General features: G+C 62.5%; 12 protein-coding genes. 5 read left to right on the top strand and 7 right to left on the bottom strand.

Annotation, left to right across the window (positions count from 1 at the left end; genetic code table 11):
* Positions 1-50: 50 nt before the first annotated feature.
* Genes HX875_RS00665 through ercA form a run of 3 tightly spaced genes read right to left on the bottom strand, consistent with a single transcriptional unit; the run spans position 51 to position 4,126 of the window.
* Positions 51-1,529 carry a DASS family sodium-coupled anion symporter gene (locus tag HX875_RS00665; RefSeq protein ID WP_177040873.1) on the bottom strand — a complete coding sequence of 493 codons (1,479 nt, stop codon included), beginning with the start codon at positions 1,527-1,529 and terminating at the stop codon, positions 51-53.
* A gap of 49 nt (positions 1,530-1,578) precedes the next feature.
* On the bottom strand, positions 1,579-2,979 hold the full coding sequence (locus HX875_RS00660; RefSeq protein ID WP_177040871.1) for a hybrid sensor histidine kinase/response regulator: 1,401 nt from the start codon (positions 2,977-2,979) through the stop codon (positions 1,579-1,581).
* Positions 2,963-4,126, bottom strand: coding sequence for an alcohol dehydrogenase-like regulatory protein ErcA (gene ercA, locus HX875_RS00655; protein ID WP_177040869.1), 1,164 nt, complete (start codon positions 4,124-4,126; stop codon positions 2,963-2,965). Before ercA ends, HX875_RS00660 begins: the two co-directional genes overlap by 17 nt.
* Before the next feature lie 235 nt (positions 4,127-4,361).
* On the opposite strand from ercA, the gene HX875_RS00650 reads away from it, so the two are divergent.
* The gene (locus tag HX875_RS00650; RefSeq protein WP_177040867.1) at positions 4,362-5,027 is read left to right on the top strand and encodes a response regulator transcription factor; all 666 of its coding nucleotides are present in this window, start codon (positions 4,362-4,364) and stop codon (positions 5,025-5,027) included.
* A 29-nt stretch (positions 5,028-5,056) separates the two neighbouring features.
* Here HX875_RS00650 and HX875_RS00645 read toward each other — a convergent pair whose 3' ends face one another.
* From HX875_RS00645 to HX875_RS00635, 3 genes are read right to left on the bottom strand one after another with little or no spacing between them, the layout of a single operon-like run.
* Positions 5,057-5,872 carry a sulfite exporter TauE/SafE family protein gene (locus HX875_RS00645; protein WP_177040866.1) on the bottom strand — a complete coding sequence of 272 codons (816 nt, stop codon included), beginning with the start codon at positions 5,870-5,872 and terminating at the stop codon, positions 5,057-5,059.
* Positions 5,873-5,881: 9 nt separating this feature from the next.
* Positions 5,882-7,126 (bottom strand): NAD(P)/FAD-dependent oxidoreductase, encoded by a 1,245-nt coding sequence (locus tag HX875_RS00640; RefSeq protein ID WP_177040864.1) that lies wholly within the window; start codon positions 7,124-7,126, stop codon positions 5,882-5,884.
* 52 nt (positions 7,127-7,178) lie between these two features.
* On the bottom strand, positions 7,179-7,514 hold the full coding sequence (locus tag HX875_RS00635) for an ArsR/SmtB family transcription factor (protein ID WP_010166774.1): 336 nt from the start codon (positions 7,512-7,514) through the stop codon (positions 7,179-7,181).
* Between the two features lie 86 nt (positions 7,515-7,600).
* Between HX875_RS00635 and HX875_RS00630 the strand changes: the two genes are divergently transcribed.
* Positions 7,601-8,464 carry an MBL fold metallo-hydrolase gene (locus tag HX875_RS00630; protein WP_177040863.1) on the top strand — a complete coding sequence of 288 codons (864 nt, stop codon included), beginning with the start codon at positions 7,601-7,603 and terminating at the stop codon, positions 8,462-8,464.
* A gap of 141 nt (positions 8,465-8,605) precedes the next feature.
* Here the strand turns inward: HX875_RS00630 and bkdR are convergent, their stop codons facing one another.
* On the bottom strand, positions 8,606-9,091 hold the full coding sequence (bkdR, locus tag HX875_RS00625; protein ID WP_003212855.1) for a Bkd operon transcriptional regulator BkdR: 486 nt from the start codon (positions 9,089-9,091) through the stop codon (positions 8,606-8,608).
* A 195-nt stretch (positions 9,092-9,286) separates the two neighbouring features.
* Between bkdR and HX875_RS00620 the strand changes: the two genes are divergently transcribed.
* From HX875_RS00620 to HX875_RS00610, 3 genes are read left to right on the top strand one after another with little or no spacing between them, the layout of a single operon-like run.
* Positions 9,287-10,522: a 3-methyl-2-oxobutanoate dehydrogenase (2-methylpropanoyl-transferring) subunit alpha gene (locus HX875_RS00620; RefSeq protein WP_177040861.1), complete on the top strand. Its 1,236-nt coding sequence runs from the start codon at positions 9,287-9,289 to the stop codon at positions 10,520-10,522.
* 1 nt (position 10,523) lies between these two features.
* On the top strand, positions 10,524-11,582 hold the full coding sequence (locus HX875_RS00615) for an alpha-ketoacid dehydrogenase subunit beta (RefSeq protein WP_010166768.1): 1,059 nt from the start codon (positions 10,524-10,526) through the stop codon (positions 11,580-11,582).
* A complete protein-coding gene (locus HX875_RS00610; protein ID WP_177040859.1) occupies positions 11,583-12,860 on the top strand; it encodes a dihydrolipoamide acetyltransferase family protein in 1,278 nt (425 codons plus the stop codon).
* Positions 12,861-12,862 lie beyond the last annotated feature (2 nt).

Here is a 12,862-nt window from a genome sequence, read left to right as displayed (position 1 = left end):
GAAACCATAGGCGGCCGTTACCTGAATAACGGATATGTACACCCCCCCCCTCAAATCCACCCCAACCAACTCCAATACGTAGCCGCAAACACCAACATCAACCCATACCCAATCAACGTCACCAAAATCCCAACCTTGGCAAACTGCCGAGCCGTAAACGTCCCCGTCCCCAAACACACCATGTTCTGCGGCGCATTGATCGGCAGGATAAACCCGTAGCTCATCACAAACCCCAACAACATCGTCATCCCCAGCCGACTGAACTCCCCAGGCAACGTCTGCAACACCGCAATCAAAATCGGCAACAACGCCGAGGTCAACGCCGTGGCACTGGCAAACCCCAGGTGAATCACAATCAGAAACGCCCCCAGAATCGCAAACACCCCCAGCGGCCCCACCTGATCCAACCCGGTGTGCGCCACCACCTGAGACCCCAGCCACTGCCCCGCCTGGGTAGTCAGCAACGCCGTCCCCAGGCTGATGCCAACCCCAAACACAATCACCGTGCCCCACGGAATCCGCGACTGCACATCCTTCCAGGTCATCACCCCAATCCCCGGCATCAGCAAAAACACCAACCCGGCATACGTCGTGGAGGTCGTATCAAAGCTGTGCAACCGGCCTTCCGTGGCCCACGCCAGCAACAGCAACACCGACACCGTCAGCAAGCGCTTCTGCGGCCCGGTCATCGGCCCGATGTCCGCCAGCGACTGCGCCACCGCCTCCTTGCCCCCAGGAATGCTGTCACTCTCCGGCGGCAACAGCTTCAATACCAGAAACAGCAACACCGCCGACATGATCAGCGCCCACGGCGCCCCCGCGATCAACCAGTCGATCCACGACACCCGCTGCCCCAGCATCTTGTCCATGAAGCCCACCGTCAGCAGGTTCTGCGCCGCCGCGGTCTGGATGCCGACGTTCCAGATGCTGGTGCCCTGGGCCACGACGATCATGATCCCGGCCGCGATGTTGGAACGCTTGTCCACACCAAACGCCGCAATCACCCCCATCATGATCGGCACCACACACGCGCTACGGGCTGTGGCACTGGGCACCACCAGGCTGAGAAGGACGGTCACCGCAATCGCCCCGACAAGAATCCCCCGGGTGCTGGTGCCCACGCGGGTCAAGGTGACCAGCGCGATGCGCCGGTCCAGGCCGGTGTGGGTCATGGCCGCCGCGATAAACAACGCCCCCGCCACCAACGCCAACGCCGGGTTGGAGAACCCGGTCAACGCCATGCTGATGGCCGGGCTGGAACCGATCAGGTGCGTCGGGTCTTGCAGCGACGGCGCAGTGCCGAGCAAAAACGCCATCAGGGAGGTGATCATGATCGCGCTGGCCTCATAGGAGACCGCTTCGGTGATCCACACCACCACGGCAAACGCGAGGATCGCCAGCATCCGGTGCCCGGCCACCGGCAAGTCAGCCGGCAGCGGCAACAGCAGCACGCCGGCCATCACCAGCACGCCGACCACCAGGCCCAAGGGCAACTTGAAGGAAGCAGCAGTTGTTGCGGGGGCGCTCATGGGGTTCTCCGTCGACCTTTAAATCAGGCCGACAGCATGAGGCAAAGCGTCACGTCCGGTGTTGACGGGTATCAAGGCCCTGGGCCAATAACTGGCTCAACACCGCTCGCAACTTGCCGGGCTTGACCGGTTTGTTCAGCAAAGGCGCGCCCAGGCGCTGCAAGGCGCGGCGGCACTGGTCGGTGCGGTCGGCGGTGATGATCACCGCCGGGATACGGCAGCCAAAATGCTCGCGTAACTCGCGCACGACCTCGCAGCCCACCACACCATGGTCCAGGTGATAGTCGGCCAGGATCAGCTCCGGCGCCCTGCCCTGCAACGCCACCAGCGCGTCCGCCTGGTCGGTGGCGGTGACCACCTCGCAGCCCCACTGCCCCAGCAACGCGCTCATGCTGTCGAGGATGCTGACTTCGTTGTCGAGCACCAGCAGGCGGCGGCCCGGCAACGGATTGCCGGCGCCCGGTTGCGCCGCCACCACGCTGATGGGCAACGGCATTTCCTCGCTGATGGGCACTTCGATGCTGAACATCGAGCCGCGCCCCGGCCACGAACGCACCGCCACCGGATACCCGAGGATCTCGGCAATGCGCTCGACAATCGCCAGCCCCAGCCCGACGCCTTTGCGGTCAGCGGCGCGGCCCACGTCCAGTTGATTGAACTCCAGGAAGATCGAATCCAGACGGTCCGCCGCAATCCCGCGGCCGGTGTCCCACACTTCCAGGCGCAGGCGATCGCCCCGGCGCCGCGCCCCCAGCAGGATGCAGCCCGCGCTGGTGTAGCGGCAGGCGTTGCTGAGGAAGTTGCGCAGGATGCGGGTCATCAGCCGCAGGTCGGTGTTGATCGCGTAGCGGCCGGTGCGCGCTCGCAGGTTCAGCCCCTTTGCTGCGGCGACCGACTGGAATTCCGAGACCAGCGGCGCGAACAGTTCGTCGAGGCGGTACAGGGCGATGTCCGGCTTGACCGCCGCCTGGTCGAGACGGGAGATGTCCAGCAGGTCGGTGAGCAAATCCTCGGCGCCTTCAAGGGCCTGGTGGGTGCGCTCCACCAGCACCTGTTCGACACTGGGCAAGTTGCGCTCGCGCAGGGTGGAGATCAGCAGGCGCGCGGCATTGAGGGGTTGCAGCAGGTCATGGCTGGCAGCGGCGAGGTATTTGTCCTTGCTGCGGTTGGCCGCCTGGGCGGCGTCCCGGGCATCGCGCAGGTCTTGCTCGATCCGCTCGCGCTGGGCGATCTGCTGTTGCAGGTTGTGGTTGGCTTCCAGCAACTCGTCGGTGCGCGCCGCGACCCGCTGCTCCAGTTCATCGTTGAGGCGGATGTAGCGTTTGCGCTCGGCCTCCAGTTCATCGAGGCGCGCGGTCAGTTCCGGGTAATGACTCTTGCGCGCCGAATGGTTGCCCAGCCCCAGCAGCCCGGCGAGGGCCCGTTGCTGATCGTCAGAGAGCTTCGCCATAGACGACCTCGACGTCACGCTGGCTGGATTCGCGCGGGTTGGTGAGGATGCACGGGTCGTGCATCGCGTGCTGCGACAAAAACGGAATGTCCGCCACCCGCACGCCATGCAGGCCGAGGGTTTCGTGGAAGCCGATCGCGTGCTTGAGCGCGATCAGATGCTCCACCAGCCGGCCGCAGATTTGCCGATGGTTGAGGCCCCGGCAATCGATGCCGAAGGTCTCGGCAATCACCTTGAAGCGCTCCGGCGCCGAGTTGTAGTTGAACGCCACCACGTGTTCCACCAGCACCGCGTTGCACAGGCCATGAGGCAGGTCGAGAAACCCGCCGAGGCTGTGGGACATGGCATGCACCGCGCCGAGAATCGCATTGGAAAACGCCAGCCCGGCCTGCATGCTGCCGAGCATGATTTTTTCCCGCAGGGCGATGTCGCCGGGGTTGGCGATCATCTGCACCAGGTTGCCGTTGATCAGCCGCATGGCTTCCAGGGCGTGGGGATCGGTCAACGGGCCGTGGCCGGTAGACACGAACGCTTCGATGGCGTGCACCAGCGCATCGATGCCGGTACAGGCCGAAAGGAACGGGTCCATGCTCGCCGTGGTTTCCGGGTCGATCAGCGACACATCGGGCACCACCGCCTTGCTGACGATGGAAAACTTCATGCGCTCCTGCTGGTCGGAAATGATCACGAACTGCGAGACATCCGCCGAGCTGCCGGCGGTGGTCGGGATCAGGATCAGCGGCGGGCTCGGCACGCGGATGGTGTCGACACCTTCGAACTCCAGGATGCTGCGGCCGTGGGCGACCACGATGCCGATGGCCTTGCCGCAATCCATCGGGCTGCCGCCGCCGACGGCGACGATCACGTCGCAATGGTTTTCGCGGTAGACCTCGGCGCCGAGCATCACCTCTTCAACCCGGGGGTTGGGCGAGACGGCGGTGTACAGGCAGTAGTCGATGCCGATGGCTTGCAGGCTGGCTTCGACATCGGCCACCCAGCCGACGGCGACCACACCGGGGTCGCTGACCACCAGCACCTTGCGCGCGCCAAAGGTCTTGGCGTAGTTGCCTACGTTGTGCCGGCAGCCGGCGCCAAAGATGATTTCAGGGGAAACGAATTTACGCAGGAGACTCAGGTTCGGGCTCATTGGTAAGCCTGTTTTTATTATTTTGAAGAATGCACCCCACACTAACCCATCCGGCACTGAATGCAATCAGACCAATGGGTAGCGCTGGACCCGCGACGCACGGCACGATCTACTACTTTGGTACTGGTTTCCCTCTCTATCGTCGCATTCCCAAGGGATCGAGACTGGCATGTAATAGCCGCATGCCCCTATGGATTGGACCGGCTTGAATAAGCAAAAAATAAGGTGAACGGCCATGTACAAAATTCTGATTGCCGACGATCACCCGCTGTTTCGTGAAGCGATCCACAACGTCATCAGCGACGGGTTCCCGGGCAGCGAAGTGATGGAGACCGCCGACCTGGACAGCGCCCTGGCCCTGACCCAGGAGCACGATGACCTGGACCTGATCCTGCTGGACCTGAACATGCCCGGCATGCACGGCCTCAATGGCCTGATCAACCTGCGCAACGAGGCGCCGACGATTCCGGTGGTGATCGTGTCTGCCGAGCAGGACAAGCAGATCGTGCTGCAAGCCATCACCTATGGCGCGGTGGGGTTTATCACCAAGTCCTCGCCCAGGCTGCAAATGACCGAGGCGATCCAACAGATTCTCAACGGCAATGTGTATTTGCCGCCGGACATCATTCGCAGTCAGAAAATCGGCGGGCAGCGGCGCATGAATGATTGCCTGAGGCTTGCGCCGGAACTGCTGCAAGCGCTGACCCGCAAGCAATTGCTGGTGCTGGAGCGGATGACCAAGGGCGACTCGAACAAGCAAATTGCCTATAGCCTGGAAATTGCCGAGACCACGGTGAAGGCCCATGTCTCGGCGATCTTGCGCAAGTTGAATGTGCACAATCGGGTGCAGGCGATTCTCAGTGCCGGGGATATCGACTTCAGCGCCTATCTGCGGCGCTGATACCGCAGTACCTGGAAGTTGAGCCTGTTTCAAGGCGCCTGGATGAGGGCCCGCACCAACATGCCCACCGCCACCAGCACACACAGGGTGGCGAAGCCCACCTGCAGGGTGCGCGCCTTGATCACCGAGCACAGGCGCCGGCCCGCCAACATGCCGACGATGCTCGAGCCGATAAACACCCAGCCCATCGGCTCGATACGGACCCCGGCATGAAACGCCCCGACCACGCCGACCAACGAGATCAGGCTGATCACCATCAGCGAGGTGGCGACGATGCCGCGCATCTGCACATCGGTCAGTTGCTTGAACGCCGGCACGATCAGAAAGCCGCCGCCCACGCCGAGCAGGCCCGACACCGCGCCGGTCACTGCGCCAAGGGCCGCCAGGGTGGCGGTGCACTTGGCGGTCCAGGAGAAGCGCCCGGTCTGCTGGTCGAGCATGCAGTTCTTCTGGCCCCAGGACGCGGTACCGTGGTCGCTTGGCCCGGCCTCAATCTTCTCCCGCTGCAGCATGCGCCAGGCCACCAGCACCATCAGCGCGCTGAACAGGCCCATCAGGACCTTCTCCGGCATCTGGTGGGCGAAGAACACCCCCAGCGGCGAAAACAGCGCGCCGAGCAGCGCAATCAGCAGCGCCGCGCGGTAACGCACCAGGCCATGGCGCAAGCCGTCGGCTGCACCCACGGCCGCAGCCGCACCCACGGCGAACAACGACACGGGCGCGGCCTGGGTCATGGTCAGACCCAGCCCCAACACCAGCGCCGGGACGCCAAGAATACCGCCTCCGGCACCGGTCAAGCCCATGACCAAGCCCATCAACACACCCAGCAAACTTGCCAGCAGCATAGGGTTGCCTCAATCCACCTTGGCCAAACGGGTCAGCCACTCGCGGCCCTTGAGCATGCCGTTCCAGTAGAACCACGGCAGGAAGCTCGCCTTGAGGAACCACGCCGAACGCCGCGCCACGGTCGGGTCGAGGGGAAAGGTCGGCAGCAGCTTGCCGCCGTAGCCGAACTCGGCCAGCACCACCTTGCCCTTCTCCACCGTCAGCGGGCAGGAACCATAGCCGTCGTACTTGAGAGGCAAAGGCGCCTGTTTGCGCAGGGCCAGCAGGTTTTCCGCCACCACCACGATTTGCTTGCGCACCGCCGCGGCGGTTTTCGCGTTGGTGGTGGAGCACACATCGCCCAGGCCGAAGATGTGCGGGTAACGCAGGTGTTGCAGGCTCTGGGGATTCACTTCGCACCAGCCGGCGGCATCGGCCAGGGGGCTGTTGCGGATAAAGTCCGGGGAGACCTGCGGCGGGACCACGTGCAGCAGGTCGAAGGTTTTCTCTTCGACGCGCACGTTGCCGTCGGCGTCCTTGATTTCAAACCAGGCCTTGCGCGCCGGGCCGTCGACTTTGACCAGGTTGGAGTTGAAGGCCAGTTGCGCCGAGTACTTTTCAACGTACTTCATCAGCGGCGGCACGAAGGTCGCCACGCCAAACAGGGCAGCGCCGGCCAGGTTGAATTCGACCTTGATGTTTTTCAGGTCACCCTGCCTGAGCCAGTGATCGCACGACAGGTACATGGCTTTTTGCGGGGCACCGGCGCATTTGATCGGCATGGCCGGCTGGGTAAAGATCGCCTTGCCCTGCTTGAGTTGCTGCACCAGTTGCCAGGTGTAGGCGGCATGTTGGTAGCTGTAGTTGGAGGTCACACCGTGCTGGCCGAGGGTCTCCGGCAGGCCTTCGATTTTTTCCCAGGCCAGGCGCAGGCCCGGGCACACGATGAGGTTTTTCCAGCTGACGCGCTGGCCGCTGTCGAGCACCAGGGTTTGCTCCTCGGGCAGCAATTCGCTGACCGCCGCCTGGATCCAGGTGACGCCGTTGGGCAGCACGTCGGCCATGGGGCGCACGGTCTTGGTAACGTCATAAGCGCCGCCGCCCACCAGGGTCCAGGCCGGCTGGTAGTAGTGATGGTCGCTGGGTTCGATCAGGATGAGGTTCAGGTGCGGGTCGCGCTTGAGCAGGCTGGCCAGCAGGCCGATGCCCGCCGAGCCGCCACCGATGACTACGATATCGCCACTGATGGTAGGGCCCCAGTGTTGGTCGTTCATGGTCTATGGCCTTTCTTTTAAAAGTGCACACAAGGGTCGTTGCCGTACGGCGTCACGCCCAGCTTTTTATCACTGCACCGCAATACAGCCCGGACAGCGTCTTCATCACTTGAATCACTTCGTGGCTGGCCAGCCCGTAGAAAATGTATTTGCCTTCCCGACGGGTGGCTACCAACCCTTCGTCCCGCAGGATGCCCAACTGTTGCGACAGCGTGGGCTGGCGCACGCCGGTCATGGTTTCCAGCTCGCCGACGTTGCGCTCGCCCTGGGTCAACTGGCAGAGAATCAGCAGCCGGTCTTCATTGGCCAGGGCCTTGAGCAAGGCGCAGGCCTTGGACGCGGAGGCACGCAATTGCGCGACTTCGCCTTCACTCAGGTTCGATTCCATTTGCGTGTGGCTCTCTCTGTCACTTAAGCTCAAAACATTATGTGTAAACGTAAAGTGATTGTAACTACTTATTTAGGACATCCGTCATGGCCGCGTTGATTCAATCCTTTCTGGACGAGGCGTCGTCGACCTACACCTACGTCGTCTATGAAACGGACGGTGGCCCCTGCGCCATCGTTGATTCGGTGCTCAACTACGACCCGGCCTCCGGGCGCACCGGCACCGGCCAGGCAGACCAGGTGATCGCGTTTGTGCGCGAGCATGGCTTGCAGGTGCAGTGGTTGCTGGAGACCCACGCCCATGCGGATCATTTGTCGGCTGCGCCGTATCTGCGTCGGCAGTTGGGCGGCAAGATCGCGATTGGCGAGTCCATCAGCAAGGTGCAGGGGGTGTTCAAGAACCTGTTCAACCTGGAGCCGGAATTTCGGGTGGACGGGTCGCAGTTCGATCATCTGTTTGCGCCGGATGAGGTTTTTCACATCGGCAAGCTGAAGGCCCAGGCGCTGCATGTGCCGGGGCATACGCCGGCGGATATGGCTTACCTGATTGAAGACTCGCTGATTCTGGTGGGCGATACGCTGTTCATGCCGGATGTGGGAACGGCACGTTGCGACTTTCCTGGTGGGGATGCGCGACAGCTCTTTGCGTCGATGCGCAAGTTGTTGGCCTTCCCGCCTGAAACCCGCCTTTATGTGTGCCATGACTATCCGCCTGAAGGCCGCGCGGCCAAGTGCCTGACCACGGTGGCGGAACAGCGGGCGGGGAATATTCATGTGCATGACGGGGTGGATGAGGCGGCGTTTGTAGCAATGCGCACTACGCGGGATGCCGGGTTGGGCATGCCGACGTTGTTGCTGCCGGCGATCCAGGTGAATGTGCGGGCCGGGGTGATGCCGCCGGCGGAAGAGAACGGTGTGGTGTATCTGAAGATTCCGCTCAACCAACTCTGAAATGCATTATTGACAACTGTGGGAGCTGGCTTGCCTGCGATGGCGGAGTACCAGCCGCCAGATGGGGTGTCTGACACACCGCTATCGCAGGCAAGCCAGCTCCCACAGTTGGGCTGTGTTGTTGTTTAGGAACAGGGCTCTTTAACCGAGGTTGATGCCGTTGGCCGGCAGCGGCAGCGCAGTTTTGTAGCGCACTTGCTTGAGGGCGAAGCTGGAGCGGATGTTGGCGACGCCCGGCACTTTGGTCAAAAAATCCATCATGAAACGCTCCAAAGACTGGATGGTCGGCACCAGCACCCGGATCAAATAATCCGGGTCGCCGGCCATCAGGTAGCACTCCATCACTTCGGGGCGATCCGAAATCGCCCCTTCAAATTGCTGCAATGCCAGTTCGTTCTGTTTTTCCAGGCTGACATGGATGAACACATTGACGTGCAACCCCAGCAGGTCGGCGTCCAGCAGCGTCACCTGGTCGCGAATCAGCCCCAGTTCTTCCATGGCCTTTACCCGGTTGAAACACGGGGTGGGCGACAGGTTGACCGAGCGGGCCAGGTCGGCGTTGGTGATGCGGGCGTTCTCCTGAAGAGCGTTCAGAATGCCGATATCGATACGGTCCAGTTTGCGCATGAGACAAAACCACCTGTTTATTATGTTTATGCAGTTTTTTTATCCCCAAATGATCTCCAACGCAACGAAACAGAGATAAATATTCTCCTGAGCCGAGCCTATGATTGTTGTAGGACAAGATTTCTTCTACCCGAAGAAGGACTGTCAGCTACCGCGCCCACTACAAGAAATTCACAAGATAGAGCGTAGAAAGCCATGACTCAGCAGTATGAACCACTGCGCCTGCACGTTCCCGAACCCTCGGGCCGCCCAGGCTGCAAGACCGACTTTACCTACCTGCGCCTGACTGACGCAGGCACCGTGCGCAAACCCCCTATCGACGTAGAACCGGCCGACACCGCCGACCTGGCCAAAGGCCTGATTCGCGTGCTCGACGATCAGGGCCAGGCCCTCGGCCCGTGGGCCGAAGGCGTACCGGTGGAGATTCTGCGCAAGGGCATGCGTGCCATGCTCAAGACGCGGATCTTCGACAACCGCATGGTGGTCGCCCAGCGTCAGAAGAAGATGTCGTTCTACATGCAAAGCCTCGGCGAGGAAGCCATCGGCAGCGCCCAGGCCCTGGCCTTGAACATCGACGACATGTGCTTCCCCACCTACCGCCAGCAAAGCATCCTGATGGCCCGGGAAGTGCCGCTGGTCGACCTGATCTGCCAACTGCTGTCCAACGAGCGTGATCCGCTCAAGGGTCGCCAGTTGCCGATCATGTACTCGGTAAAAGACTTCGGTTTCTTCACGATTTCCGGCAACCTCGCCACCCAATTCGTACAGGGCGTGGGCTGGGGCATGGCCTCGGCGATCAAGGGCGATACCAAGATTGCCTCGGCCTGGATCGGCGACGGCGCCACCGCCGAATCCGACTTCCACACCGCCCTCACCTTCGCCCACGTGTACCGGGCGCCGGTGATCCTTAACGTTGTGAACAACCAGTGGGCGATCTCCACCTTCCAGGCCATCGCCGGCGGTGAAGCCACGACCTTTGCCGGACGCGGCGTGGGTTGCGGAATCGCTTCCCTGCGGGTGGACGGCAACGACTTTGTCGCGGTGTACGCCGCCTCTGCCTGGGCCGCCGAACGCGCCCGCCGCAACCTGGGGCCGACCCTGATCGAGTGGGTGACCTACCGCGCCGGCCCGCACTCCACCTCCGATGACCCGTCCAAATACCGTCCCGCCGACGACTGGAGCCACTTCCCGCTGGGCGACCCGATTGCGCGCCTCAAGCAGCACCTGATCAAGATTGGCCAGTGGTCCGAAGAGGAACACGCGGCGGTCAGTGCCGAGCTTGAAGCCGAAGTGATCAAGGCGCAGAAAGAAGCCGAACAGTACGGCACCCTGGCCGGTGGCCAGATTCCAAGCGCCGCGACCATGTTCGAGGACGTTTATAAAGAGATGCCGGAGCACTTGAAGCGCCAGCGTCAAGAGTTGGGGATCTGACATGAACGATCACAACAACAATATCCAGCTGGAAACCGCCATGACCACCACGACCATGACCATGATCCAAGCCTTGCGCTCGGCCATGGATGTGATGCTTGAGCGAGACGACAACGTGGTGGTGTTCGGCCAGGACGTCGGTTACTTCGGCGGCGTGTTCCGTTGCACCGAAGGCTTGCAGAACAAGTACGGCACCTCGCGGGTGTTCGACGCACCGATCTCCGAAAGCGGGATCGTCGGCGTGGCGGTCGGCATGGGCGCCTACGGCCTGCGCCCGGTGGCCGAGATTCAGTTCGCCGACTACGTGTACCCGGCCACTGACCAGATCATTTCCGAAGCCGCCCGCCTGCGTTATCGCTCGGCCGGCCAGTTCACCGCACCGTTGACCATGCGCATGCCCTGCGGCGGCGGCATCTACGGCGGTCAGACCCACAGCCAGAGTATCGAAGCGGTGTTCACCCAGGTCTGCGGCCTGCGCACAGTGATGCCGTCCAACCCTTACGACGCCAAGGGCTTGCTGATCGCCTCCATCGAAAACGATGACCCGGTGATCTTCCTCGAACCCAAGCGCCTGTATAACGGCCCGTTCGACGGCCACCACGACCGCCCGGTAACCCCGTGGTCGAAACACCCCCAAGCGCAAGTGCCGGACGGTTATTACACCGTGCCGCTGGATGTGGCCGCCATCGCCCGCCCAGGCAAGGATGTGACCATTCTCACCTACGGCACCACGGTGTATGTGTCGCAAGTCGCCGCTGAAGAAACCGGCATCGATGCCGAAGTCATCGACCTGCGCAGCCTGTGGCCGCTGGACCTGGAAACCATCGTCAACTCCGTGAAGAAAACCCGTCGCTGCGTGATCGTTCACGAAGCCACCCGTACCTGCGGGTTCGGCGCCGAGCTGGTGGCGCTGGTGCAGGAGCATTGCTTCCACTACCTGGAGGCGCCGATCGAGCGCGTTACCGGTTGGGATACCCCGTATCCCCACGCGCAAGAGTGGGCGTATTTCCCTGGCCCGACCCGAGTGGGCGCGGCTTTGCATCGGGTTATGGAGGTCTGAATGGGCACGCACGTTATCAAGATGCCGGACATCGGCGAAGGCATCGCAGAAGTTGAATTGTCGGTGTGGCACGTCAAGGTCGGCGACCTGGTGGTAGAAGACCAGGTGCTGGCGGATGTGATGACCGACAAGGCCATGGTGGACATTCCTTCGCCGGTGCACGGCAAGGTGATTTCCCTCGGCGGCGAGCCCGGCGAAGTCATGGCAGTGGGCAGTATCCTGATCAGCATTGAAGTGGAAGGCGCCGGCAATACCCGGGAGTCGGCGTTGTCAGCGGTGGTTGAAGACGTCGCGCCCGCTCCTGCTGCGAAAGTTGAAGCCAAGGCCGCGCCAGTGGTTGAGCCCAAGCCGGCAGCCAAGCCCGCGGTGGCGGCTGCACAAGCCCCCGTGGCCCGCGAGGCCGATGACCGCCCACTGGCCTCCCCGGCCGTGCGCAAACATGCGCTGGATGCTGGCATCCAGCTACGACTGGTCCAGGGTTCCGGCCCGGCCGGCCGGATTCTGCATGAAGATCTGGACGCTTACTTGCTCCAGGGTCCGGCGAAAAATTCCGCTGCCTCCAACCCGTACGCCGAGCGCAACGACGAGCAACAAATTCCGGTGATCGGCATGCGCCGCAAGATCGCCCAGCGCATGCAGGACGCCACCCGGCGCGCCGCGCATTTCAGCTATGTGGAAGAGATCGACGTCACCGCCCTCGACGAGTTGCGCGTGCACCTCAACGAGAAGCACGGCGCCACCCGCGGCAAGCTGACCCTGTTGCCGTTCCTGGTACGGGCCATGGTCGTGGCGCTGCGGGACTTCCCGCAGATCAACGCGCGTTATGACGACGAAGCCCAGGTGATCACCCGCCTCGGCGCGGTGCATGTGGGCGTCGCCACCCAGAGCGATGTCGGCCTGATGGTGCCGGTGGTGCGGCATGCCGAAGCCCGCAACCTGTGGGGCACGGCGCAAGAAATCAACCGTTTGGCCAACGCTGCGCGCAATGGCAAGGCCAGTCGCGATGAGCTGTCGGGTTCGAGCATTACCCTGACCAGCCTGGGCGCCTTGGGCGGGATTGTCAGCACACCGGTGCTGAACCTGCCGGAAGTAGCCATCGTGGGGGTCAACCGGATTGTCGAGCGGCCGATGGTGATCAAGGGCCAGATCGTGATTCGCAAGATGATGAACCTCTCCAGCTCCTTCGATCACCGGGTGGTCGATGGCATGGACGCGGCGCAATTCATCCAGGCCATCCGTGGCCTGCTCGAACAACCCGCCAGCCTGTTCCTGGAGTAACC

This window comes from Pseudomonas yamanorum, assembly GCF_013386765.1.
In the GTDB taxonomy this organism is placed as follows: domain Bacteria; phylum Pseudomonadota; class Gammaproteobacteria; order Pseudomonadales; family Pseudomonadaceae; genus Aquipseudomonas; species Aquipseudomonas yamanorum_A.
This window is presented reverse-complemented; position numbering and strand designations above follow the sequence as displayed.